23 protein-coding genes are annotated in these 23665 nt (G+C 55.6%); 17 read left to right on the top strand and 6 right to left on the bottom strand.

Annotated elements, in window-relative coordinates:
- Positions 1 to 3: 3 nt before the first annotated feature.
- Entirely contained in the window at positions 4 to 462 is a 459-nt protein-coding gene (locus ACR0L1_RS20885) for an ATPase (RefSeq protein WP_170417881.1), read from the top strand.
- Between the two features lie 9 nt (positions 463 to 471).
- Here the strand turns inward: ACR0L1_RS20885 and ACR0L1_RS20880 are convergent, their stop codons facing one another.
- From ACR0L1_RS20880 to ACR0L1_RS20870, 3 genes are all read right to left on the bottom strand, one after another.
- The gene (locus ACR0L1_RS20880; protein WP_170418009.1) at positions 472 to 2568 is read right to left on the bottom strand and encodes a protein-disulfide reductase DsbD family protein; all 2097 of its coding nucleotides are present in this window, start codon (positions 2566 to 2568) and stop codon (positions 472 to 474) included.
- 117 nt (positions 2569 to 2685) lie between these two features.
- A complete protein-coding gene (locus ACR0L1_RS20875; RefSeq protein WP_170417885.1) occupies positions 2686 to 2859 on the bottom strand; it encodes a hypothetical protein in 174 nt (57 codons plus the stop codon).
- Between the two features lie 39 nt (positions 2860 to 2898).
- Positions 2899 to 3210 carry a DUF2933 domain-containing protein gene (locus ACR0L1_RS20870; RefSeq protein WP_480860637.1) on the bottom strand — a complete coding sequence of 104 codons (312 nt, stop codon included), beginning with the start codon at positions 3208 to 3210 and terminating at the stop codon, positions 2899 to 2901.
- Positions 3211 to 3586: 376 nt separating this feature from the next.
- Here ACR0L1_RS20870 and ACR0L1_RS20865 point away from each other — a divergent pair, with 376 nt between their 5' ends.
- The 10 genes from ACR0L1_RS20865 to ACR0L1_RS20820 all read left to right on the top strand — a co-directional run bounded on the left by ACR0L1_RS20865 (position 3587) and on the right by ACR0L1_RS20820 (position 10452).
- Entirely contained in the window at positions 3587 to 4240 is a 654-nt protein-coding gene (locus ACR0L1_RS20865) for a L,D-transpeptidase (protein WP_170634726.1), read from the top strand.
- A gap of 113 nt (positions 4241 to 4353) precedes the next feature.
- Positions 4354 to 4848 carry a hypothetical protein gene (locus ACR0L1_RS20860; protein ID WP_480860635.1) on the top strand — a complete coding sequence of 165 codons (495 nt, stop codon included), beginning with the start codon at positions 4354 to 4356 and terminating at the stop codon, positions 4846 to 4848.
- 26 nt (positions 4849 to 4874) lie between these two features.
- Positions 4875 to 5465 carry a L,D-transpeptidase gene (locus ACR0L1_RS20855; protein WP_170634724.1) on the top strand — a complete coding sequence of 197 codons (591 nt, stop codon included), beginning with the start codon at positions 4875 to 4877 and terminating at the stop codon, positions 5463 to 5465.
- A gap of 67 nt (positions 5466 to 5532) precedes the next feature.
- Complete coding sequence (locus ACR0L1_RS20850) at positions 5533 to 5982, top strand: c-type cytochrome (RefSeq protein ID WP_170634722.1); 450 nt, start codon at positions 5533 to 5535, stop codon at positions 5980 to 5982.
- Positions 5983 to 6165: 183 nt separating this feature from the next.
- Positions 6166 to 6318: a hypothetical protein gene (locus ACR0L1_RS20845; RefSeq protein WP_171126942.1), complete on the top strand. Its 153-nt coding sequence runs from the start codon at positions 6166 to 6168 to the stop codon at positions 6316 to 6318.
- Positions 6319 to 6378: 60 nt separating this feature from the next.
- On the top strand, positions 6379 to 6930 hold the full coding sequence (locus tag ACR0L1_RS20840) for a c-type cytochrome (protein ID WP_170634721.1): 552 nt from the start codon (positions 6379 to 6381) through the stop codon (positions 6928 to 6930).
- Positions 6931 to 6939: 9 nt separating this feature from the next.
- The gene (locus ACR0L1_RS20835; protein ID WP_050605716.1) at positions 6940 to 7839 is read left to right on the top strand and encodes a c-type cytochrome; all 900 of its coding nucleotides are present in this window, start codon (positions 6940 to 6942) and stop codon (positions 7837 to 7839) included.
- A gap of 39 nt (positions 7840 to 7878) precedes the next feature.
- Positions 7879 to 9249, top strand: coding sequence for a multicopper oxidase family protein (locus ACR0L1_RS20830; protein ID WP_170634718.1), 1371 nt, complete (start codon positions 7879 to 7881; stop codon positions 9247 to 9249).
- On the top strand, positions 9249 to 9722 hold the full coding sequence (locus ACR0L1_RS20825; RefSeq protein ID WP_170634716.1) for a c-type cytochrome: 474 nt from the start codon (positions 9249 to 9251) through the stop codon (positions 9720 to 9722). Before ACR0L1_RS20830 ends, ACR0L1_RS20825 begins: the two co-directional genes overlap by 1 nt.
- 1 nt (position 9723) lies before the next feature.
- Positions 9724 to 10452 carry a DsbA family protein gene (locus tag ACR0L1_RS20820; protein WP_475190680.1) on the top strand — a complete coding sequence of 243 codons (729 nt, stop codon included), beginning with the start codon at positions 9724 to 9726 and terminating at the stop codon, positions 10450 to 10452.
- Between the two features lie 35 nt (positions 10453 to 10487).
- On the opposite strand, the gene ACR0L1_RS20815 is transcribed toward ACR0L1_RS20820, so the two are convergent.
- On the bottom strand, positions 10488 to 10685 hold the full coding sequence (locus ACR0L1_RS20815; protein ID WP_170634714.1) for a heavy-metal-associated domain-containing protein: 198 nt from the start codon (positions 10683 to 10685) through the stop codon (positions 10488 to 10490).
- Between the two features lie 173 nt (positions 10686 to 10858).
- On the opposite strand from ACR0L1_RS20815, the gene ACR0L1_RS20810 reads away from it, so the two are divergent.
- The 6 genes from ACR0L1_RS20810 (at position 10859) to ACR0L1_RS20785 (ending at position 21317) form a co-directional block, all read left to right on the top strand.
- Positions 10859 to 13369: a heavy metal translocating P-type ATPase gene (locus ACR0L1_RS20810; protein WP_170634712.1), complete on the top strand. Its 2511-nt coding sequence runs from the start codon at positions 10859 to 10861 to the stop codon at positions 13367 to 13369.
- A 15-nt stretch (positions 13370 to 13384) separates the two neighbouring features.
- Entirely contained in the window at positions 13385 to 13771 is a 387-nt protein-coding gene (cueR, locus tag ACR0L1_RS20805; protein WP_152460772.1) for a Cu(I)-responsive transcriptional regulator, read from the top strand.
- A 617-nt stretch (positions 13772 to 14388) separates the two neighbouring features.
- Positions 14389 to 16584 carry an efflux RND transporter periplasmic adaptor subunit gene (locus ACR0L1_RS20800; RefSeq protein WP_170634709.1) on the top strand — a complete coding sequence of 732 codons (2196 nt, stop codon included), beginning with the start codon at positions 14389 to 14391 and terminating at the stop codon, positions 16582 to 16584.
- Positions 16581 to 19760: an efflux RND transporter permease subunit gene (locus tag ACR0L1_RS20795; RefSeq protein ID WP_209251487.1), complete on the top strand. Its 3180-nt coding sequence runs from the start codon at positions 16581 to 16583 to the stop codon at positions 19758 to 19760. Before ACR0L1_RS20800 ends, ACR0L1_RS20795 begins: the two co-directional genes overlap by 4 nt.
- Positions 19761 to 19789: 29 nt before the next feature.
- Positions 19790 to 20131: a copper-binding protein gene (locus ACR0L1_RS20790; protein ID WP_209251489.1), complete on the top strand. Its 342-nt coding sequence runs from the start codon at positions 19790 to 19792 to the stop codon at positions 20129 to 20131.
- A 565-nt stretch (positions 20132 to 20696) separates the two neighbouring features.
- Positions 20697 to 21317 carry a class I SAM-dependent methyltransferase gene (locus ACR0L1_RS20785; protein ID WP_170634705.1) on the top strand — a complete coding sequence of 207 codons (621 nt, stop codon included), beginning with the start codon at positions 20697 to 20699 and terminating at the stop codon, positions 21315 to 21317.
- 73 nt (positions 21318 to 21390) lie between these two features.
- Here ACR0L1_RS20785 and ACR0L1_RS20780 read toward each other — a convergent pair whose 3' ends face one another.
- Entirely contained in the window at positions 21391 to 22788 is a 1398-nt protein-coding gene (locus tag ACR0L1_RS20780; protein WP_170634703.1) for an ATP-binding protein, read from the bottom strand.
- Positions 22785 to 23510: a response regulator gene (locus tag ACR0L1_RS20775; protein WP_170634701.1), complete on the bottom strand. Its 726-nt coding sequence runs from the start codon at positions 23508 to 23510 to the stop codon at positions 22785 to 22787. The genes ACR0L1_RS20780 and ACR0L1_RS20775 overlap by 4 nt, the downstream gene beginning before the upstream one ends.
- Positions 23511 to 23665 lie beyond the last annotated feature (155 nt).

Here is a 23665-nt window from a genome sequence, read left to right as displayed (position 1 = left end):
ACCATGAAAGTTGAAACGTTTTCTGATCTAATTGTCTGGACGCGGGAAATGCATCATTGGCTCGCCGAATGTTTGGCCCACTGTTCGACACAGTCAGAGCAGGAGCTGGCCAGGATGTTGCTTACCTACCTCGCCGATCATGAGGCTGCTCTGGAGAAAATCGTCGATGGTTTCGTGAAACGAGCCGATCCCAAAGCGCTCAACACCTGGGTATATGACTATTTGGGCAATGAGCCGATCGACCCACATCGCGCCTGCGACAGGCCGTTCGCACAGATGAGCGTCGATGAGATCTGCGAAGCGGTCTTCGATCTTCACAATCAGGTGATCGACTTATATCGGTATTTGCACGGGCGTGCCGAGATACCCGAGGCACGCGAACTCTTTCAGGCGATACTGGATATGGAAGAGCACGAGACCATGCGTTTAGCGCAGCAGAGCAACCGCGTCCGGGATATGTGAACTCCGGGGTCAGGATCCGCTTTCCACGGCTCCGCCCGCAATCGGCGCGGCCTGTTCCATCGCGTCGAGAATGGCGTTCGTGGTCAAGATCTCTGGCAGGGCGATGCCTTCGGGGGCCGACGGGCCGTAGACGATGTTGAAGGGGATCCCGAACCGTCCATTGTCCTCAAGGAAACGGGCGATCACATCGTCGGGGCGGGTCCAGTCGGCCTGCATCGGAATTGCTTTGTCCGATTGCAGTGTTGCCAGAACCTCGCCGCGTTCCAGCACCAGCGCTTTGTTGGCCTTGCAGGTCAGACACCAGTCGGCTGTGACATCGACGAAAACCACCTCGCCGCGCGACACAAGGCGGGCGATTTCGGGGCGGCTGAAGGTAATCCAAGGGATCTCTCCGGCTGGTTCAAGCAGCCTGGACCGGTCTTTGCCGGCAATCGCAACCGGTGCGGCAAACGCTGCGGTCAGCGTCAGCAACAGGGCTGTCCAGCGCAAAACGGGTGGCATCATCGTACTTTTCCAGATCAACAGGACCAGAACAGTTGCAGCCAGCACGGTAGCAGTTGCAGCAGTGTCTCCGGCCACCCCGACCATCACCCAGACCAACCAGCCGATCGTGGTCAGCAGTGCCGCCGACAGGGCCCATTTTAATCCCACCATCCAACGCCCCGGTTTAGGCAGAGCGGCGGTAAGTTTCGGGTGCACTGCAACCAGCAGGTAAGGAATGGCCAGCCCGACCCCCATTGCGGTGAAGATCGCCACGATATCCACCGGTCGGCCGGTCAGGGCAAAGGCCACCGCCGTGCCGAGGAAGGGGGCCGAGCAGGGCGTCGCCAGAACTGCTGAGAAGGCTCCGGTCAGGAAATCCCCGACCAGCGACACGCGGCCCTTTTCGACATGGGCAAGCCGGGTGTTCAGCGACTGCGGCAGCGTGATCTCGAACAAGCCCGCGAGGCTGGTTGCAAAAACCGCCAGCACCACGATCATCACCGCAAGGAAAAGCGGATTCTGGAACTGGATGCCCCAGCCGACGGAATAGCCCAGCGACCGCGCCGCAATGGTGATAGCCGCCAACAGCCACATGAATGTCAGGATTCCGGCTGCCGAAGCCAGGAACCCGGCGCGAATCTGAGCCGCAGAGCGGTCGCGAGCCTTTACCGCCGAGGAAAGCTTGATCGAAAGCACTGGCAGTACGCAGGGCATGACATTCAGAATCAACCCGCCGCCCACCGCCAGCAAAATGATCCAGACCAGCGCGCTGGCTGAAGTTTCGGCGGCCGCGATCTCATATGGTGGCGGGGTAGGGGGAGCGTCGGTACGGGGCGAAAACTCGGCCACGCGGTTGGTGTCGGTAACCGTGACGGACAAGGCGGGGGGGTCCTGTGCCAGAGCGAGGACCGGGAACTGCACCCATAGCTGACGCCTGTCGCCAGCGAGCCGGATGTCGGGTGCACCAAACGCGGTGTCACGTCCCATGTCGGGAAAGACATCAGGCGCATCAAAGGGCAGGTCGCTGGTGAAATTCAGCGTCAGCATCTCGGACTCGGTATCCAGGGTCGCGGCGTCGGACTTCATTCCGCTTGTGTTTCCCGTGGTTGGCACCCGCGACAGAAAGGCATTTATAAGCCGGGCCGAGTCCTGATCCCGACCCGTTCCCTGAGTCAGCGACAAGTCCAGCGAAAACTCGACCGGCACACAGATATCGGAACAGATCAGCGTTGTCACAGCGGCCTTCAAGTCAACTGGCGCTCCGGGGTTCTCGAGTGTGACGGTCAGCGGAAAGACCACTTCGTCCTTGTACCCGAAATTCTCGATCCCGAAGGCGCGAAAACGGATCGGCGCGGGCCAGTGAAACTGTACGTCGCTGACGTTTTGCGAGCCGTTCCAAGTGATCTTGGGCGGAATTCCCACCTCACCAGGCGACTTCCAGTAGGTTTTCCAATCTTCGCCCAGTTTCAGATGCAGTCCTGCAGTGATCGTCTTGACGTCAGGCGCGATCCCGTCCTGCGCGGTAATTATGTGTGCGACCAGGGGCTCTGATTCATACGCTTGGGATGTAGCTGCAAGGCTTGTCCCGGCGGAAGTCTGGCCAAAGATTAACCCCAAGATCATAATACATAAATTTAGGAGTGTTCTTGCCATTGCGCGTTGCCATCGGTTGTTTTGCACCCGTCTCTGCCAGATTCCAGCGCTGGAGGGTCAACGAGCCGGAATGTCACATCCCCACGATCAGCTCACGAAACCTTCGCGCCCGTCTTCGCAGATGAAATAGGCCCCGCCATCCGCGCCCTCCCATTGAACCCGGCAACCTTGGGGCAGGGCGTATTCAGGCTGCGGCGGTTGCAGCGGGCATAGTTTAGGGCGTGGTGCGCAAGCCGCCAGCGAAAGAGCGGCCAGCGACATGGCGGCCAACCTTGAGCACCAAAGCTTCATGATTGAAGATTATTGCCGGTGTACTGGGTTCGGTCCGACCGCGGCGTCTGTTGCCTTTGGTCTTTCCGATTCAGATTTGTTCGAATGGCAGGATTTTCCCATCGCCTTGTGCAACAAGAAATGTGCTCCAACGCACAGGATCAACGGTGCGAACAGACTCAAAGAGTCAGAAAGCCCGCCAACCATTCCGCCGGCGATAAAGTAGAGAGCGATCGGCGTCACCATGACAATGCAACAAGACATCATGCCCCATTTCATGATCTTGCCACCGGTAACCGGTGTTGCCGCTTGCGGCGCGTCTGCGGTCTGCTTTTCTTTCACGTTCAGCTCCAAAATTGGGATTGGAGACCTCTGGTAGCGCCTTCCCGCGATGGAAGGTCAAGCTGATTTGGCGCGAAGCGAATTTGAAGCAGACAAACCAGTTCTGCAATTCCCAGGGCGTTACTCGGTACATAGACGCGGTCCGAACCTGGAAGATTTCAGGGGATATAACATAGCAGGCATTGTCGTCCCGAGGCTTGGTGAAGGTTCAGGTTAAACACGAAGCTGCCTAAGTCACTTTATGCCTTGAAAACTCGCGGGTGGATCGTAGCGGTATCGAACGAACAATTGAATGGACAAATCTTCCCCCGTCGCGGATTGTCTAATCCCCTGGATACTAACTCCAGGCCCTAACCAGGCAACAGGAGGGCTATAAATGCTGACCAGACGACATTTTGTTGCAGCCTCGCTCGCCATTTTCTCTCAGCCGGTTCTTGGAGTGACGTCGGCGGCTGCCTCGCAATGGTCGGAGTGGGATGCGCAAGTAACGCCAGCCAATTTTGATCCCGCAACATCCAATCCCTGGGGGTTACACCCACGTTTCCTGCCTCAGCGTGTGCAAACCAATCGACCACTTATTCCGGGTGACATTCATGTCGACGCGGTGGCACGATATCTGTATTTCATCGAAGACGGTGGCACAGCAATGCGTTACGGCGTAGCCATTGCCCGAGGCAATCTTTACGAGCCCGGTGTCTACACAATCAAGCGAAAGGCCAAATGGCCGCGTTGGACTCCTACAGCCGAAATGATTGAACGCGACCCTGATGAATATGCGCAATTCGCAGATGGTGTGCCCGGTGGGCCGACAAACCCATTGGGATCAAGGGCGTTTTATCTGTTCGAAGGTGGTCGCGACACATACCTGCGAATTCACGGAACGCCTTATCCAAGATCTATCGGAGGTCGCGCAAGTTCTGGCTGCGTAAGGATGGCGATGCCACATATCATCGGGCTTTATGATCGTGTCAGGCCAGGGTCCACGGCTCATCTCTACCCTCCCGAGCGCCTTCTGACCGCGACCAGCTGATAGGCGCTTGTCAGGCGCGCGTACAGATTGGGCGCCCTTCAATAGTCCTGAGTGGCAGGTAGGTTGTTTCAACCGGCCCCACGTAGCGATACCAATAGCAACCGTCCTCGGGCATGATTTTAACGGCGTTCAGGTCCTGGCCCGGAGCAGCGATCTGGGCAACGGCGTCAGGAACTCGGGAAAGCGTTCCGGGCTCGCTTTCTGCAGATATCGACGTTGTTTCGGTGCAGGCGCCGACGAGCATAAGTGCGGCCAGTGCTTGGAAAGCTTTCTTGAAGCACATGGTGTTTAGTCCACTGTGTTTGTCATTTGTAGTACCTGATACCCTCGCATCGACGGGTGATCACATCAATTCACCAAGAACTAAGCAATTGTTAGCGTTGCTTTTTTGTGCTCGGTTGATTCAAGAAAGTCAGGTTTTGCTTAAAGCAGCCTGGAATTACGTCCAAGAAAAACTGCTTTTCCACAATGACTTGATGATTTGGGTCCGCCTTCCAAGGAAATATTCCTGCGCCGACGGCAACAACAATTCAGACGAGGCATCCCATATGAAATGTCATTTGCGTGTTGACCTTCCAGCGCAGGAACCGGGCATACGAGCTATTTGAGTCGGAAAAAAAGAATAAACTTTGGGATGGCAGGCATGAAACGGAGCAAAGAAAGAAAGGTTGTTACGCGACGTGAAGTGATTGCCGCGTTAGCTGCGACGACGCTTTTTCCAGCACCTGCCGTTTGGGCCCAATCAACGGCAACTGAGGGGACGCGCCGCAATGTTTCCTCATTCCGCGTTGCTAAATGGCAGGACCACTTTGATACCTTAAAAAACGGGGTAATCCTGTCCGATACACAGTCCAAGGTCATGCAATATTGGTCAGAAGACGAAAGCGTTTACCGGATGTATCCGACCAGTGTACCGCTCACGGAAGACCTTACAAGGCTGGGTTACACCACGGTTATTCGCAAGGTCGAAGGGCCATCTTGGCGACCAACGCCGGCAATGAAAGAGCGCAATCCAGCATGGCCTGACTATGTAGGCCCGGGTCCTGAGAATCCTCTGGGGACACATGCGCTCTATTTGAGCTGGCAATACTACCGCATCCACGGCACCAACGACACGCGCAAGATCGGGAGAAGATCCTCCAACGGCTGCATTGGCTTGTACAACGAGCAGATTGCGGAATTGTTCGAACTGGCCACTGTGGGCACTCAGGTAAAACTGATCTGACCTTGGTCAGGCCGATTTATTTTGCGCGCGTTGAACCTAAGAACTGACAATCATGTGAAGAACAGAGATGGATAAACTTACACTCTTGATCGGCGGAGTAGTGATCGCAGGCGCCGCCGCGTTCGTCTACAACTTAAATCAGCAACCAACAGGTCACTCGATGACGCCGCCCGATACGTCAGCACTGGAGCCAGGAGACCCAATCGAAAACGTCAATCTGCCGGAACAGCTAACCGAATTTGCGGCCGTCGGCAAAGTGGCATTCGACGCCAAATGCTCGGCGTGCCATGGCGCGAATGCAACGGGTCTGGAAGGCCTTGCACCACCTTTGGTGCATAAAATCTATGAACCAAGCCACCATTCCGACGAGTCATTTTATGTGGCAGTCCAGAATGGAGTTCGGGCACACCATTGGAAGTTCGGCAATATGCCGCCGGTCGATGGCTTGACCCGTGCGGATGTGAAAGGCATCGTGGCGTATATCAGAGAGCTGCAGCAGGAAAACGGGATTTTCTGAAGGTGACGAGCCGAATGAGCAGTGCAATTCGTTACATCATACTGTCAATGGTGCTGACCATTGGCGGGCTGCTTGTGACGGCCGATTCTGCTCATGCACATGGCAGTGGTTCACAGCACGTGATTGACCAAACGGACTCAGCGGACGTTGAGCATGTCAAGCAGGGTCATCCCGGACATTGTCATGGCGGAACGATTTGCAACGCTGTTGGTCTATTTTCGATGGGTCCACCACCGCCTGGCCCCCAAGATACTGAACAAAGATACTCGATCCCTCGAGCCCAATACCGGGTTCTCGGTATCGCGGCGTTTGACCCACCGCCGCCGCGTGTCCTGATCTGACCAGTCGAATTGCGCTCAACTTGGGCGCGTCGAAGCAGACGACAAGGACAAAACAATGAACATTCTAAAATTGACCACAGGCGTTGCCCTGGTTTCTCTGTTCGCAGCCGCCGCCCTGGCGCATGGTGGCGCAACCGGCATCGTCAAAGAACGCATGGATGGTATGTCCGCGATGAAGGACAGCATGAAGATCCTTACGCCGATGATGCAGGGGAAAACGCCCTACAATGCGCAAACGGTACGAAGCGAGGCCAAGAAAATCGGGCGTCACGCTGGCGAGAGCATGACAAAGCTGTTTCCAGAGGGATCTGATGGCAAACCCTCGGAGGCCAAATCGGAGATCTGGCAGGATTGGGGTTCATTTGCAGAGTTAGCCAGGCAGTTGGAAACCTACTCTGAAGGCCTTGTGCTTGCGGCGGACAACGGGTTGATGATGTCCGGGTCGGGCCATGGTTCGGGCATGATGGGCGGCGCATCCATGATGGGTGCCGGAATGATGGGCGGCAGTCCAAACCAGGCACAACTTTCTGAAATGCCGGCAGATGGTGTGTTCATGATGCTGAGCCAGACATGCTCGGCATGTCACACGCAGTTTCGGTCGGAATAGGAATGCGTCATGAGACCGATATTCCGATTGGGCCTTGCTGCCGCCGTAACGGCGTCAGCGGGACTTGTTGCCGTGATGGCTTGGCCAATTGGCCAGCCCTTACAAGCTCTCGACATTCAGGGTGACGTTAACCGCGGGGCTTATCTGGCAAGGGCAAGTGGCTGTATCGCTTGCCACACAGATTTTGCCAAAGGGGGCGCGCCCTTGGCCGGTGGGGTGGAGTTGGATACCCCGTTCGGCACGCTCTTTTCACCGAACCTGACCACAGATCCCGATCACGGGATCGGTGACTGGACAATCGAGGAGTTTGCTCGCGCTGTGCGTCAAGGCGTGTCACCCGGCGGACAACCCTACTACCCGGCCTTTCCTTATCCGTTCTATGCCAATTTCACGGATCAGGATATCGCCGATCTCTGGGCCGCCTGGCAAACGGTTGCACCGGTAGCGGAACCGTCAAAAGAGCAGGAAATGGCGTTCCCCTTCAATCAGAGATGGGGCCTGAAGCTGTGGCGCGCGGCTTTTCTGGAACCACCCCGTACTGATCCCGTGCCGGGCAATGACGAAGTGTGGAACCGGGGTCGGCTACTGGTCGAAGGTGCTACGCATTGTGCGGCCTGCCACACCGGGAGGAACCTGGCTGGCGCAAGAAATTCGGACACGGAACACTTCAAAGGAAGTGACTCCCTGCCGGGCGGTGACAAGGCACCGGCCATCGACTTTGAGACCCTGCAAAAGCGTGGTTGGACGGTAGATGATTTGGCCTACGCGTTGCGCACCGGCGTCATGCCTGATGGCGATGTCTTCGGCGGCGCCATGGGAGAGGTCGTAAACTATGGCACCAGCTTTCTGACAGACGAAGACCGGAAGGCAATGGCGACCTATCTGCTGGATGTGCACGACGGGGGATAATCGAGTGAGAGATCAAATTTTCTTTGGAGGGAAGTCCTCATGAAGCTCAATCGCAGGCAATTCGTTGCAGGCACGTCGGCACTAATCGCAGTGCCGACTATCGGGAGGGCGGCTACCGCCCCCCGAATAATCGAGGCGCGTTCAGGATTGGCACGTGTTGCCCCCGACAGCTATCCTGAAACCGAGATATGGGGATATGATGGCGGTGTTCCGGGCCCCGAAATTCGTGCCAGGCAGGGCGAAACGGTTCGCCGGACACTCCTGAACTCACTGCCTCAGCCTACGGCAATCCATTGGCACGGATTGCGGGTTCCGAACAATATGGACGGGGTGCCGGGCCTTACGCAGGAGGCTGTACCAACCGGCGGCGAATTTCAGTATGACTTGCCTCTGAAGGACGCGGGGACCTTCTGGTATCACTCTCACAACCAGTCAACGGAACAAGTGGCCAGGGGCCTTTACGGCGCGTTCATCGTCGACGAAACGGACCCGCCGGACACGGACCATGACATCACGATCCTTCTGGATGATTGGCGGTTGGGTAAGGACGCTCAAATAGTAGATGATTTTGGTGCAATGCATGATTGGACCCATGCAGGTCGCATGGGTAACTACGTTCACGCACGTATATCGCCCATGACCGAAGTTTTGACGAACCAGCGTTTGCGAATTCGAATGGTCAACGTGGCAACTGATCGGATCATGTATGTCTCAGTAGGTGGCGCAAACGGGAAACTGGTCGCTTATGATGGCATGCCTGTAAGGCAGCCAGAGGATTTTGAAACCCTTGTTTTCGGGCCTGCACAGCGAGCAGACTTAATTGTTGATGTCACAGCGGAATCGAACGAATCCGTTCAAATAACTCTTCACGAACGCGATGAATCGTTTGTCATCGCTGAGATTCCGGTTTCGGGAAGCGGCACATCTGCTAACCGCGGTGTGATCGCAGCCCTGCCACCCAACCCTGCTTCTTTTCTCGAAGATGTTTCTGACGCTTTGACAGTTCCATTGGTGATGGAAGGCGGGGCGATGGGCGGACTGCGTCAAGGCACTTTTAACGGCCGGGTCATGAGCACCAATGAATTGGTCCAGGAAGGGCAGATCTGGACATTCAACGGTGTCGCCGGGTTACCTGAAAACCCACTTGCTGCCGTTTCGCGTGGCGACATAGTCCGGATTCAGATGCAGAACGACACCGTCTTTCCGCACGCTATGCACTTGCACGGGACGCACTTTCAGGAAGTTCTGCCGAACGGCAGCCTGGGGCCGCTGCGGGACACAATCCTGGTTGACCGGATAGAAACGCGGGAGATTGCGTTCGTTGCGGATAACCCGGGGGACTGGCTGTTTCATTGCCACATGCTGTCGCATCAGGCCGCTGGTATGAAGACCTGGCTGAGCGTGGCGTGATGAACAAGAGCGCGGCGAAATGGGTGTCACTGGCTGCTGTGGTGATCATTGTCGCGGTCGCTGGCTGGGGCCTGGGTGGGCGTGCGCAGAACAGTTCATCGGCGGATTCGGCACGTGGTGCAGTTTTGTACGCCGAAAACTGCGCGTCATGCCACGGGGCAGATTTGGAGGGTCAGCCGGATTGGCAAACACCTGATCCGGATGGCGTCTTGCGGGCGCCCCCGCATGACCGAACCGGGCACACCTGGCATCACGGCGACAAGCTGTTGTTCGACTATACAAAGTTTGGCGGGGACCAAACTTTGAAACAGATGGGTGTCGCTGACGTCAAAAGCGGCATGCCAGGCTTCGGGGACACTCTGTCGGATCAGGATATCTGGGACATCCTCGCCTTCATCAAGGAGAGTTGGCCGGATCGGGAACGCAAGCTGCAAGAGCAACGCACCGAAGCAGAACAAACGGAAGGAAACTGATGTGAAACGAATACTTGCAGGCTTAGTCGCTATCGCCATGTCGATTGGCATTCCTATGGCACGCGCCGACGAGCTGTCTGACTCCGATGTAAAACGGCTGGCTCTCGAAGCCATTTTGGAAAACCCTGAGATCATCATGCAGGCGATTCAACTGCTTCAACAGCGCGAGGATCAGGCAAAAGCCGAAGCAATTGGAAGCGTCTTGGAAAATCAGCGTGAATTGCTGGAACAGGATCCGAATGCGCCTGTCATCGGAAACCCGGAAGGCGATGTAACCGTGGTCGAGTTTTTTGACTACAACTGCCCATATTGCAAACGCGCTGCCCCGGTCGTGAAAAACGTAATCGCAGGCGATTCCGATGTACGAGTTGTCTATCGAGAATGGCCCATACTCGGAGAAGGTTCCGACTTCGCGGCACGCGCCGCGCTTGCCTCACGTAATCAGGGAAAATATGAAGAATTTCATTGGGCGCTTATGGCTCTGAACGGTCGTGCCACTGAGGCCAGTGTACTGAAAGTTGTCCGTGAACTCGGCCTGGACGAGGATCAATTGCGCGCAGATATGGAGGCGCCGGAAGTCGACGCACATATTCAGGTGTCCATGGAATTGGCCCGACAGCTTGGCTTCAGTGGCACCCCCTCGTTTGTGATTGGAGATGCTCTTGCCCCGGGGCTGATCGCCGAAGATGAAATGACCCGGCTAATCGAGGCAGTCAGAGACGCAAGATAAAACCAAGGCGGCGACAGAATGCGCCCCTAAGTGTCTCATGCGACCGTGGCTTCGTATCCCTCGGACTTCAGAGCAGCAAGGATTTGATCAAGTGGATTGGCGCTTAAGACACGTACCCTGCGGTTTTCCATGTCAAAGTCCAACTGTGCGGAGGAATCCACCGTGGCAACGGCTTTTTCGATTGCTGACTTGCAGTGCCCGCAGCTCATATCCGGGATATTTAGGGTCGTCATGGATGTTTGCTCCTGTTTTCCGTTGTCCCGGCTAAAGTATTCCAGCACAGGAAGGTCAAGTCGTGAAAATTGGATCGCCAAAATTAGTGGAAAAGAAAGTCAACCCCATCACTTGACCTTCCACTTGCTGGAACCCTTATGTTGCCCGTCAGCAGAACATTTGTGGTGACAATATGACTGAAATTTCACATGCACGGTTTCAAGTTCAGGGTATGAGCTGCGCTTCTTGCGTAGGGCGCGTCGAGCGCGCGTTGAAAGATGTGCCAGGGGTAGATGCCGCTTCGGTTAATCTCGCCAGCGAAAGCGTTCAGGTCGATTTCCGCGATCCAGCCGATAAAGCGGCCATTGCTGATGCGTTAAACAGCGCCGGATATCCGGCACGGACGGAAGAGGTAACGCTGGATATTCAGAACATGTCCTGCGCATCGTGCGTGGGGCGCGTTGAGCGGGCATTGCAAGCAGATGATGGCGTCTTGTCCGCGTCGGTCAATCTGGCCACCGAAAGTGCAACTGTACGTTATGCTGAGGGAGTCACAACACCCGAAGCCATCGCGGCGCTTGCGGCATCTGCTGGCTATCCGGCGAGCCTGCGATCCGCGACGCAGACCGAACCACAAGACCGCAAAGCCAAAGAGATTCGCCAATTGGCCCGGCGAACAAGCTTTGCCGCCTTGCTCGCTTTGCCGGTCTTTATCCTTGAAATGGGCTCGCATGTTATTCCGGGCATGCACCACCTGATAGCGAGCACGATCGGCATCCAGAACAGCTATTACCTGCAATTCCTTCTGACCACGATCGTTCTTTTTGGGCCAGGTTTGCAGTTCTACACCAAGGGCTTCCCTTCCTTGTTCAAAGGCGCGCCGGACATGAACTCTCTGGTGTCCCTGGGCACTTCGGCGGCCTATGGGTTCTCGCTTGTTTCCACCTTTGCGCCGGGTGTTCTTCCCGCCGGCACCGCAAACGTCTACTACGAGGCCGCAGCGGTGATCGTGGTTCTCATATTGCTGGGGCGGTTCCTCGAGGCGCGCGCCAAGGGGCGAACTGGTGAAGCGATCCGAAAATTGGTCGGTCTGCAGGCAAAAACAGCGCGAGTTGAGCGCGACGGATCGGTTGTCGAGCTACCGATCGAGCAGATCGTTGTAGGGGATATTGTGCACGTTCGACCGGGCGAAAAAATCGCGGTGGATGGTGCCGTAGTGACCGGCGCGTCATATGTCGATGAAAGCATGATCACCGGCGAGCCGGTTCCTGCCGAAAAGACCGAGGGCGCAACTGTGGTCGGCGGAACAGTCAATGGCGCGGGCGCATTGACGTACCGGGCTGAAAAGGTCGGCGCAGACACTATGTTGGCCCAGATCATTCAAATGGTCGAACAAGCCCAGGGGGCCAAGCTTCCGATTCAAGGCCTGGTCGATCGCATCACGCTGTGGTTCGTGCCGGTAGTGATCGCTGTGGCCGTTGTGACTGTGCTGGTTTGGATGTTGTTCGGACCCGATCCCGCGCTCAGCCTGGCGTTGGTAGCCGGGGTTGCGGTACTGATCATTGCTTGCCCCTGCGCCATGGGGTTGGCCACACCCACCTCAATCATGGTCGGCACCGGCCGTGCGGCCGAGATGGGTGTCCTTTTCCGAAAGGGCGACGCCTTGCAAATGCTGCAGGAAACCACTGTTGTTGCGGTAGACAAGACAGGGACCTTGACCGAAGGGCGCCCGGAGCTGACCGACCTTATTGTGGCCGAAGGATTGGCCGAGGATGAGGTTCTGCGCCTTGTTGCTGCCGTTGAGGTCACATCCGAACATCCGATCGCCACGGCCATCGTGCGCGCGGCTGAAACCCGTGGTCTGGAGCTTTCGAAGCCAGAAGACTTCACGTCGATCACCGGTTACGGGGTAAGCGCCTCGGTCGAAGGCCATACAATCTTGATCGGGGCCGACCGCCTGATGAGTCGCGAAGGGGTTGAAATGGGCGCGTTGTCTGATCGGGGCGCTGAACTCGCAATCAACGGAAAGACTCCACTTTATGCCTCCGTAGACGGAGTTATCGCAGCCGTCATCGCCGTGGCGGACCCAATCAAGACCACAACGCCAGACGCAATTGAAGCTTTGCACGGACTGGGGCTGAAAGTAGCGATGATTACCGGCGACAATACCGCTACAGCCAAATCCATCGCGGCGCAGCTTGGCATCGATCATGTCGTGGCCGAGGTTCTGCCCGAAGGTAAAGTATCCGCGTTGCAAGATCTGCGCTCAAATGGCGGAAAACTGGCCTTTGTGGGTGATGGCATCAATGATGCCCCCGCTCTGGCGGCGGCTGACGTAGGAATTGCGATCGGGACAGGCACTGACATCGCCATCGAGGCGGCCGACGTCGTTCTGATGTCAGGCGACCTGACAGGCGTGGTCAACGCCTTCGATATTAGTCAGCGCACCATGCGTAACATCCGACAAAACCTGTTCTGGGCTTTCAGCTACAACACGCTGCTCATACCGGTTGCAGCGGGGGTGCTCTATCCGTTTGGCGGCCCGTTGCTGTCGCCGGTTCTGGCTGCAGGTGCCATGGCGCTGTCCAGTGTATTTGTCCTGACCAACGCGCTGCGGTTGCGCTGGGTTAAGCCGATCAAAGTTGGGCGAGAACAGATCTCGCAGAATGAAGAGCAGGCGCTGCGATCAGCGCCTGCTGAATAGAAAAGGAGAACCGCTGTGAATATCGGAGATGTAGCAGAACGTTCGGGTCTGCCTGCCAAAACCATCCGCTATTACGAGGATATCGGATTCATCAAACCCAGGCGCAGTCTGAACGGGTATCGACATTTCGACGAAAAGGAACTGCACAAACTGGCCTTCATCGGGCGGGCCCGTTCCTTGGGCTTTACCATTGAGGATTGCCGTTCACTACTGGCGTTGTACGAGGACAAAGAACGCGCAAGCGCGGACGTGAAGGATATCGCCAAACAGAACCTAAAAGAGATAGATGCCAAGATCGCGGACCTGAAGGCCATGCATGCTACACTGTCTCATCTGATCGACGAATGTGCTGGCGACCACCGCCCTGACTGCCCGATCCTGAAGAACCTCGGCCAAACTTAGATGCGCTCATCGTATGAACTGCCTCCGATTTTGGCAGTTTGTTACGTGTATTCGCGGGAATCAGCTTCATTTCGATGCAGCGCACCAACTCACCTGTTTTTTTCTCCGACTGGCTTGAACACACGTTACGTTCGTCCTAACTGCACGGGATGGAGTGGAAGTTCTTCTCAGTGTTGCGAATGACGTTTCTGACATGCGTCTGCTTGGCGATGACCTTCGTCGGCACTGTTGTGGTCGCGAGCAGTGACGTCAAAAACAGTAGCACCTCTGAGCCTCACGGCGTTTCAATGGCTGCAAAGTCATCAGACTTCAAACACGACCATAGCGGTTTGCATCCGACGACTGGCCAAATCCACACTGATAGCCACGTAAATCACAGCGGAGAATGTCATTCCGGCATCTGCTGCGTTGGTGAATATCCTACCCAAGTGAGTGTTGCTGTGTTGGCTACAGCTTTCGGGCAGCAAAACCGAAACATGGATTCGGAAACCCATCTGTCTCAGGGACCTCTGACTCCCGATCGTCCTCCTCAAATCTCCTGACATCCTCAGGCCCGCAAGCGCGGGCATTCATGTTGTTTCGGTTCCAGCATTCAATGCGACCGTCGGGAGATTATTATGCGTGGAAGATATGCGGCACTATCAGTACTTGCCTTGGCGTTTGGCCTGGGTGGAGGTGTCATTCTTGAAAGACTGTACCTGAATCCAATTGATCAGGGCCAGTCGAACGAACCAGAGGTCCTTTATTGGGTAGCACCGATGGATCCGAATTTTCGGCAGCCTGGACCTGGAAAATCGCCGATGGGTATGGATTTGATCCCGGTTTATTCTGGGCAGGAACCTACCGGCGACCCTGAAGAAGTCACCCTAAGCGCTGCGGAAATCAACGCAATTGGTGTGCGGACTGCGGTTGCACGCATGACTGATATCGAACCTCGCATCGAGACGGTGGGTTTCGTCGGCTTTGACGAACACCTGACCAATCACGTTCATACGCGTGTTGAAGGTTGGATTGAGCAACTGAAAGTTCGCGCGGTCGGTGATCGGGTTGAGAAGGGGCAAGTTTTATTTGAACTCTTTTCACCATTGATCGCAGCTGCGACCGGCGATCTTGTACGCGCAGTTGAAGCCGGTGACCCGCGGATTTTGGACGCGGCGCGCAATAAGTTGATCAGCCACGGTATGTCCGCACGTCAGGTTGCAGAGATCGAGGCGGGCGGTGAGTTGGTTCGAAATGTGCAAATTGAGGCGCCTCAAAACGGTGTTGTCATAGCGCTGAATGCCGCTGATGGAATGTACCTGCAGCCAGGCACGCTTGCGTTTTCGGTCACCGATCTTTCTGAAGTATGGTTGATCGTCGATGTTTTCGAACGAGATATTGCACGTTTGTCGGAGGACATGCGCGCAATAGCAAGGTTCGAGCACCTACCCGGTCGCACCTTCGAAGGCGAAATCGACTATGTTTACCCTGAGCTTGATCCGCAAACCCGAACTCTTCCCGTCAGACTGAGTTTCGATAACACCGACGGCGTTCTTCGGCCGGGCATGTTTGGCAGCGTTAGCCTTATACCGGATGAAAGCCGGAATGTTCTCACTGTTCCATCAGAGGCGCTAATTCGTACTGGTTCGGCGGAACGCGTCATCTTGAAAACAGGCGATGGTACTTTTCGCCCGAGACTGGTGACCACAGGTCTTCGAGACAGTTTCGGCGAGGGGGGTCGAACAGAAGTTCTGCAAGGGCTTGAACCCGGTGAGGAAGTTGTCGCATCCGCACAGTTTCTAATCGACAGTGAAAGTGCTTTGAGCGCCGGTTTCACCCGAATGGCACCAACGGATACCGAACCAGCACGCGGGGCAGGCACCCTGGTTTCACTCGATGCCGAAAATCGTATGGCAACTGTTCGTCACGATGTTCTCGAAAGCCTCGATTGGCCCGCAATGACTTCGCAGTTTCCGGTTAGGTCTGGTGTTTCGCTCGACCGTTTGAATGCTGGCGACGCGGTTGCTTTCGTGATCGCGCGGGGTGCGGATGGGCTTCTGAGCCTGATGGAGCTTGCGCCGGACGACGGTATTGCCGGAACTGGAGCTGGTGTTGCGCGCGCCGTCACTTCCGATGGCAAATTGACGCTTGAGCACGGACCAATCCCCGAGCTCGGTTGGCCGGCCATGACAATGGATTTGTCGGTTGTCGGAGTAGATCTCACTACCGTGCCTATCGGCATGCCAATTGAGTTTGATCTGGCTGAGGGAGAAGGGGGGATGTTCTCGATTGTGGCAATTCGCGAAGAGGGCTCCACGCCAACGGATTCTGTTGAACCTGAAGAAACCAAGACGCCTTCTGCTCCACCGATTGTGGTCACCGGCACGATCAACCTCGTTAATGCTGAGGCGGGAACTGCAAGCATCACTCACGGGCCGATGACTGAGATTGGTATGCCGGGGATGACCATGGATTTCCCATTAGAGCCGTCATTGGACCCTAACATGCTCGAAGTCGGTTCTGAAATGACTCTGACTTTCGCGCGTGCAGATGGCATGACAATGGTATTGGCCGAGGCAACGCCTATTGCGCCGCCGCTTCAGGTTTCTGGCCGGATTAACAGTATCGACGCAAACGCGCGGACCGCGAATGTAACACACGGTCCGATGACTGAGATCGGCATGCCGGGCATGACCATGGATTTCCCGGTTGCGGAGGGGATTGAGGTTTCTAACTTGCCTGTAGGGATTGATGTTTCTTTGATCCTTCGCCGCAATCCCGACTTTTCGATGACGCTGTTAGAGGTCGCGCTTGATGGGAGTGTTACGCAGTGATCACGGCCATCATTCGTTCTTCTCTTGCCAACAGGTTCGTCATCTTGGCCCTCGCATTCATGATAGGAGTTGCGGGTATTTGGGCCATTCGTGAGACGCCGGTTGATGCAATCCCGGATCTTTCGGATGTCCAGGTAATTGTTCGCACGCCATATCCCGGGCAAGCACCTCAAGTTGTCGAAAACCAAATCACATATCCACTTGCGACAGCCCTATTGGCCGTACCCGGTGCAAAAGACGTTCGCGGGTTCTCGTTCTTTGGAGACAGCTTTGTATATGTCGTCTTTGAGGACGGGACGGACCTCTACTGGGCTCGGTCGCGTGTGCTCGAATATTTGGGCCAGATTACCGGCAGCTTGCCTGAAGGCGTGTCACCACAACTTGGCCCAGATGCGACTGGGGTCGGGTGGATTTATCAGTATGCGCTGGTTGACAGAACCGGAAATCATGATCTGGCTCAGCTCAGGACTCTGCAGGATTGGTTTCTGAAATACGAATTACAAGCCGTGGAAGGCGTCTCAGAAGTCGCCACCATCGGCGGAATGGTCAAACAGTACCAGGTCGTCGTCGACCCAAACAAACTACGTGCCTATGACATAACACTTGCACAATTGAGGACGGCTATTCAGGCGGCCAACCGCGAGACGGGCGGCAGCGTCATTGAGATGGGTGAAGCCGAATTCATGGTCAGGTCATCGGGCTACATCGATGAATTGTCAGACCTTGCAAGCGCGCCATTGATGGTCAACGAGCGCGGCGCCGCTCTGACGCTTGGAGACGTCGCTGAAATCCGCCTGGGGCCTGAAATGCGCCGTGGTGTCGGGGAGCTCGACGGGCAAGGAGACGCGGTTGGCGGAGTGGTCATCCTGCGATGGGGTGGGAACGCATTAGCGACGATCAAAGCGGTGGAAGCGCGCATAGAAGAGTTGCGTTCAAACCTGCCGGAAGGGGTCGAAATCATAACGACCTACGACCGATCTGGTGTGATTGAGCGCGCTATCGATAACCTCCAGAAGAAATTGACGCAGGAATTCATCGTCGTTGTTCTTGTGTGCGCGGCTTTTCTACTTCATCTGCGGTCATCCCTCGTAATTCTTCTGTCGCTCCCTCTGGGAATCTTTGCCGCATTTATTCTGATGAAGGCGCAAGGAGTAAACGCAAACATCATGTCGCTCGGCGGCATAGCCATCGCTATTGGTGCGATGGTCGACGCATCGATTGTGATGATCGAGGCGATGCACAGGCGGTTGGAAAAAGAAAAGCTCACAGCAGAGAACAGATGGCGGATTGTGCAAGAGTGCGCGTCTGAGGTGGGACCAGCACTTTTTTATTCTCTGGCGATCATCACGGTTAGTTTTCTGCCTGTCTTCGTTCTGGAAAATCAGGAAGGTAGGCTCTTCTCGCCACTCGCTTATACCAAAACCTACGCCATGGCTGCAGCCGCCATCCTTTCGATAACGCTGGTTCCGGTCTTGATGGGTTACTTTGTAAGGGGGCGTATTCTACCGGAGCGAAAAAATCCGCTAAATCGCTTGGTCGTGTTCGTGTACCGCCCATTTCTGGACGCGGCAATTGCCTGGCCATGGGCAACAACACTGTTGGCCGGCGTTCTGGTGACGTCCATGTGGTACCCGTACCAGAGAATTGGCTCTGAATTCATGCCCGAGTTGAACGAAGGTGATTTTCTCTACATGCCGAGCTTCTACCCCGGGATCTCGACGGGAAAAGCCCGTGAGGTACTGCAGCAGACCAACCGTCTGATCGCGACCGTGCCTGAAGTCGAAACTGTTCACGGTAAAGTTGGGCGTGCGGAGACTGCAACCGATCCAGCACCTCTAACGATGGTGGAGACCACTATCCAACTCAAGCCGAAAAAAGAATGGCGACCCGGCATGACAATGGAGAAAATCCGGAATGAGCTCGATCGAATTGTTCAGGTTCCGGGCGTCACAAATGTTTGGATCCAACCTATCAAGAACCGCATCGATATGCTTGCAACCGGTATCCGTACACCTGTCGGTGTCAAAATATCCGGCACCGACTTGGAGGTCATTACAGATATAGGGATCGAAGTAGAACGTGCGGTCGCTGATATTGAAGGGACGGCTTCCGCCTACGCAGAGCGACCTGTTGGCGGGCGTTTCATCGAAATCGACGTCAAGCGTGATGCCGCCTCCCGATACATGATGAGTGTTCGAGAAGTTCAGGACGTAGTGCAGACCGCAATTGGCGGTATGCAAGTGTCGGAATCTGTGGAGGGGCTGGAGAGGTTTCCTATAAACCTTCGGTACCCTCAGGCATGGCGAGACAGCCCGGAACGGCTCGAAAATCTTCCTGTCGTCACGCCGTCGGGTGCTCATGTGCCACTGTCCGCTCTCGCCGATATTCGAATAGTTGACGGGCCGGGAATGATACGATCAGAGAACGCTCGACGAACTGGGTTCGTGTTCATCGACATCGCAGGGCGCGACCTGGGCGGCTATGTGGCCGAAGCACAAGAGGTGGTTGCAGAAAAGGTCAACCTGCCTCCGGGTTATTCGCTGACCTGGTCGGGGCAGTATGAGTACATTGAGAGAATGCAGGACAGGCTGACGATCGTTGCTCCTGCAACCCTGCTAATCATCACGCTCATGCTTTTCTTGGCGTTCAATCGGGTGATTGAGGTCGGGATAATTCTTGCGGCGCTTCCGGTCGCATTGGCAGGTGGGGTTTGGTTCTTATGGTATCTTAACTTCGATATCTCAATTGCTGTGCTCGTGGGCTTCATCGCGCTGGCGGGAGTTGCCGTGGAAACAGCGATTGTCATGTTGCTGTACCTCAATCTTGCTTGGGAGAAACGTCGTGGGCTGGCGCAATCGGAACAGCGAAAGCTGACACGTGACGATATCGAAGACGCGGTGTTCGAAGGCGCCGTTCTTCGGGTTCGGCCGAAGGTAATGACTGTAGCCACGATCTTTGCAGCACTGATACCCATCATGTACGGCACCGGTACAGGCTCTGAAATCATGCAGCGGATCGCTGCGCCGATGATTGGGGGCATGGTGACAGCGACCCTTCTTACGCTTTTCGTCATTCCCGCAATATTCGTGATTTGGAAACGGCTCGCGCTCAATCGCGTGAACCGAGAGATCTCCCACACGATCCAGGAAGTGCCCCCTGCGCTTCCGGCAGAATGATACCCACAACCTTGAAACAGGAGCATCTGATGAAAACTTTGACTGCTATTGTGGCCCTTTTGGCCGTGTCTACGACAACCAGCATCGCGCAAACGAACCAGGGCATGGACCATTCCAACATGTCCATGTCTTCCGAACAGATGGAAGGGGCGGTTCACGCAAAAGCTTTGGTGAACTCAATTGGCGACGAAACCGCTAACGTCAGCCATGATCCGATCCCCGAGATCGGGTGGCCCGCGATGACGATGGATTTGCAGCTTCTTGAAAATGCCCAGATGATGGGTGAGATTAGCGCCGGTGACGAAGTCACACTGATGTTGGTCAAAAGCGATGGTGGTATGTATGCGATCGGCGCGATCATGAAAAACTGAGTCTGTTGATGCGGCAGCTATTCACCAATGATGTGATTGTTCGCCGTTTCAAGGACTGTAGGAAATTCTATGAACTAAGAGAAATGGAGTAGGAGCCACTCAAGAACCAAATCGTATTTCAACGATCTGTGGCTCTGCTCAAAAGTTATCAGTCCATTGTCGGTTAAAGGCGCTTTAATCAATTCGTTGACTGATTGAAGCCCCAAAGCTCAGAAAATCTTCCGGCTATACTGATTGAACAGAGCAATCCAGGCAAGCAGTACACAAACTGCCAACGCTTCGGTGTCTCCGGCCCGCGCCACTGCAGTTAAACTGCGCAAAATTCTGGAGCTACTTGCGCAGCCCAGTGGAAATCTGACCGACAAGCAAATCCCACCTAAAACATTTCACTATTGGAATGTGTGTACTACAATGTCGCCGAGCTGACTTCATGCGGCCATTCAACGAACCAGCATCGAATTGTCTGAAGCGTTGCCTTGTTGGTTTTTGCTCCAGTCGAAAACGCAGCGCGGAGCGGTCAAAATGAGGATATCTCCAGGGCGATGACTTGGGAAAACGATACGACATGACGGCTAACACAAGAGAGCACTGGGACGATGTCTATGGCGAGAAGTTTGACACCCAATTGAGTTGGCACGAGGATGATCCAGAGATATCGCTTGAACTCATCGAGTTGATCAGAGTGTCTAAGCCTTCATCCGTCATCGACATTGGTGGAGGTACATCTCGTCTTGCTGGAGCGTTGCTTGCGAAGGGGCTCCATGACGTGACAGTTCTCGATCTATCGCAGGTCGCGTTGGACACGGCCCGGGAAAGGTTGGGGCGCGCCGCTGAAACAGTCACTTGGATTTCCGCAGATATAACTTCCTGGGTCCCCGATCGCAGATATGACGTCTGGCATGATAGGGCGGTTTTTCACTTTCTCGTGGATACGTCGCAACGCGCGGCCTATCTGGAAAGCGTGAAGAGAGGGGTAAAAATTGGCGGCCATGTGATCATTGCTACGTTTGCACTTGATGGGCCGGAGACTTGCAGTGGTCTCCCGGTCGCCCGCTATAGTCCGAGCGATATCGCCGTGCTTTTCGAAGACCACTTTGAACTCGTCGCGCATCGCCATCACCTGCACCAAACCCCTTGGGGGGAAAGTCAGTCTTTCCAGTTCAGTGTTCTCCGCCGCTGCGTTTGAGCCCACACCTGATACTGGCCCAAAGCGGTGCGCTTCCAATAAGCTTTCAGAACGTGCCGATTGTGTTCACAAGTTACGTTTGGCCCTCAAAAACTGGCAGAACCACCTTAGCGCACAAGCCGCCAGTTTCCCCGTTTAGCAATTCTATCGTGCCACCGTGCGACTGGATGATCGTACGTGCGATCGACAGCCCCAAGCCGGTTCCGCCAGTCTCTCGCGAGCGGGATGTTTCAAGCCGCACGAATGGGTCGAATACCGCATCGAGCATATGCTCGGGGATGCCGGGCCCCTGATCCTGGATCAATATTTTTGCCTCATTCCCCTCTTGCATGACCGAGACGTTGGCCCGGGCACCATACCGGCAGGCGTTTTCAATGATATTGCGTAGAGCTCGCTTCATCAGCATCGGCCGAAGCGTGACGGCCGGATTGTCTGCTACCGATACTTCAACCGTGTTACCGGCTTGCACAATGTCTTCGGTCGTTTTGGTTACGAATTCACCAATTCGAACGGTACTGGAAGGTTCGTGCGTGGCCACGCCCTTGGCAAATGACAGGGTAGAGTTCACCATCTCCTGCATTTCCTCGATGGTCTCGATCAGATGGTCACGGGTCTCCTCTTCCTCCACCAGTTCGGCGCGAACCCGCAATCCCGTCAGTGGCGACCGCAAATCGTGACCCAGCGCCCCCAATAGCCTGGTCCGATCGGCAACATAGCGAGTCAGCCTGTCACGCATATGGTTGAACGCCTGTGTCAAATCTCGCACCTCGGTCGGACCAGAAACCGTCAGTTCCTGGACGTCTTCACCGCGACCAAACTGGTCTGCAGCCAGTGACAGGCGGCGCAACGGGCCGGTCAGCCGTGTCAGTAGAAACCAAATGGCTGCTCCAAGAATTAAAGTTGCAGTTAAACCAAAGCTGACGAAGGACTGCAAAGGCCATTGCAGAGGAGGGTTATGGAACCGGGTATCCACGTTGAGCCATTGATCGGTCGTCAGAGCGATCGACAGCTGCATCTCAATTGCGGAAACGTGATCACGCATCATTGCAATGTGCATTTCAGCCATTGTAGACGGAACACCTTCGACCGGCAGCATATCGGGAGAGAACTCATGTAACTCTACCCTGATGGGACGGTTTTCATAGCCTGGCAGAATTCTGCGGATTGTGTTTTCGACCGTCCCACCAGCGCTATGTCCTGTGTGATCGACCGCGGGCGTATCTGTAAGGCTGAAACGCACCAGTGGAGAGCTTGCTGCCCGCAGGATCGCGTCGTGCATCTCGGGTGGAGCTTCTTCAATCAGCCGCGCGATGTTTGCGGCGCGTCCGGCGGTTTCCAGGCCAAGGGCCATATGAACTGCCATTGAGCGTTCGTCGACGAACAGCCACAGGCTGACCAGTTGCGCGGCAGTCAGCGCGGCGATGATCAAAAGGATAAGCTGACCGCGCAGACTTTGGGCAAAGCCTTTCATTCCGTAAGCTCGCGCACGTCGGTCGACAGGCAATAACCGCCGCCCCTTACCGTGGTGATGAGCTTCGGGCGCGTTGGGTCAGCTTCGATCTTGCGACGCAAGCGGCTGACCTGGTTGTCGATCGTACGGTCGAACAAGTGCGGGCTGCGGCCGGCGGTCAAGTCCAGCAGTTCGTCTCGCGACAGGAGTTTGCGGGGCCGCTGCAGGAATACGGCCAGCAGCCGGACATCGGCGGTGGTCAGACTTTCTTCGGCCCCTTCGGCGGATATCAAGGTGCGACTGTCGGCATCCAGAACCCAGCTCCCAAAGGCGATCCGTTTGCCGCTCAGATCGCCAGCCGGAGGGGCGGTGGTTTCGGAACGCCGCAGGATCGCCTTGATCCGGGCCAGCAATTCACGTGGGTTAAATGGTTTGGGCAGGTAGTCATCGGCGCCGATCTCTAAACCCACGATACGGTCGGTGTCATCGCTGAGGGCTGTCAGCATCAGGATCGGCGGGCCACCGGCCGCGGACAGGCGGCGGCAGACCGACAATCCGTTTTCGCCCGGCATCATGATATCGAGTACGATAAGGTCAATCCGACCGGCCGCCAGTCGCGCGTCCATCTCGGTTGCGTCGCGCGCGGTACTGGCGCGCAACCCATTCTTTTCCAGATAACGGCTGACAGCATCACGGATTTCGCGGTGGTCGTCGACAATCAAGATATGTGGTGCTTCGGTCATGGCGCGATCATAGGCCTCGGCGCGGTACAAATCCCGGCTTTTTTGTAACCCTTTGTATCAGTTGGGCCGGCTGCGACACAACGATACAAACCGGGTTGAGTAGGAGGGTGGTGGCGCGGCCGAGGGCGGCCATATGCTTTGTGTAGAAACAAAAA

The organism is Ruegeria sp. J8 (assembly GCF_056531925.1).
The sequence above is the reverse complement of the archived record's forward strand: the minus strand, read 5'-3'. Positions and strand labels throughout refer to the sequence as shown.

Bases quoted from the DNA above. Each gene is read 5' to 3' on its own strand.
- ACR0L1_RS20855 (WP_170634724.1), top strand. From the start codon at position 4,875: ATGGCAGGCATGAAACGGAGCAAAGAAAGAAAGGTTGTTACGCGACGT.
- ACR0L1_RS20775 (WP_170634701.1), bottom strand. From the start codon at position 23,510: ATGACCGAAGCACCACATATCTTGATTGTCGACGACCACCGCGAAATC.
- ACR0L1_RS20815 (WP_170634714.1), bottom strand. From the start codon at position 10,685: ATGACGACCCTAAATATCCCGGATATGAGCTGCGGGCACTGCAAGTCA.
- ACR0L1_RS20785 (WP_170634705.1), top strand. From the start codon at position 20,697: ATGACGGCTAACACAAGAGAGCACTGGGACGATGTCTATGGCGAGAAG.
- ACR0L1_RS20865 (WP_170634726.1), top strand. From the start codon at position 3,587: ATGCTGACCAGACGACATTTTGTTGCAGCCTCGCTCGCCATTTTCTCT.
- ACR0L1_RS20835 (WP_050605716.1), top strand. From the start codon at position 6,940: ATGAGACCGATATTCCGATTGGGCCTTGCTGCCGCCGTAACGGCGTCA.
- ACR0L1_RS20880 (WP_170418009.1), bottom strand. From the start codon at position 2,568: ATGATCTTGGGGTTAATCTTTGGCCAGACTTCCGCCGGGACAAGCCTT.
- ACR0L1_RS20850 (WP_170634722.1), top strand. From the start codon at position 5,533: ATGGATAAACTTACACTCTTGATCGGCGGAGTAGTGATCGCAGGCGCC.
- ACR0L1_RS20825 (WP_170634716.1), top strand. From the start codon at position 9,249: ATGAACAAGAGCGCGGCGAAATGGGTGTCACTGGCTGCTGTGGTGATC.
- ACR0L1_RS20840 (WP_170634721.1), top strand. From the start codon at position 6,379: ATGAACATTCTAAAATTGACCACAGGCGTTGCCCTGGTTTCTCTGTTC.
- ACR0L1_RS20830 (WP_170634718.1), top strand. From the start codon at position 7,879: ATGAAGCTCAATCGCAGGCAATTCGTTGCAGGCACGTCGGCACTAATC.
- ACR0L1_RS20885 (WP_170417881.1), top strand. From the start codon at position 4: ATGAAAGTTGAAACGTTTTCTGATCTAATTGTCTGGACGCGGGAAATG.
- ACR0L1_RS20800 (WP_170634709.1), top strand. From the start codon at position 14,389: ATGCGTGGAAGATATGCGGCACTATCAGTACTTGCCTTGGCGTTTGGC.
- ACR0L1_RS20810 (WP_170634712.1), top strand. From the start codon at position 10,859: ATGACTGAAATTTCACATGCACGGTTTCAAGTTCAGGGTATGAGCTGC.
- ACR0L1_RS20860 (WP_480860635.1), top strand. From the start codon at position 4,354: ATGATTTTAACGGCGTTCAGGTCCTGGCCCGGAGCAGCGATCTGGGCA.
- ACR0L1_RS20790 (WP_209251489.1), top strand. From the start codon at position 19,790: ATGAAAACTTTGACTGCTATTGTGGCCCTTTTGGCCGTGTCTACGACA.
- ACR0L1_RS20780 (WP_170634703.1), bottom strand. From the start codon at position 22,788: ATGAAAGGCTTTGCCCAAAGTCTGCGCGGTCAGCTTATCCTTTTGATC.
- ACR0L1_RS20875 (WP_170417885.1), bottom strand. From the start codon at position 2,859: ATGTCGCTGGCCGCTCTTTCGCTGGCGGCTTGCGCACCACGCCCTAAA.
- ACR0L1_RS20845 (WP_171126942.1), top strand. From the start codon at position 6,166: ATGGCGGAACGATTTGCAACGCTGTTGGTCTATTTTCGATGGGTCCAC.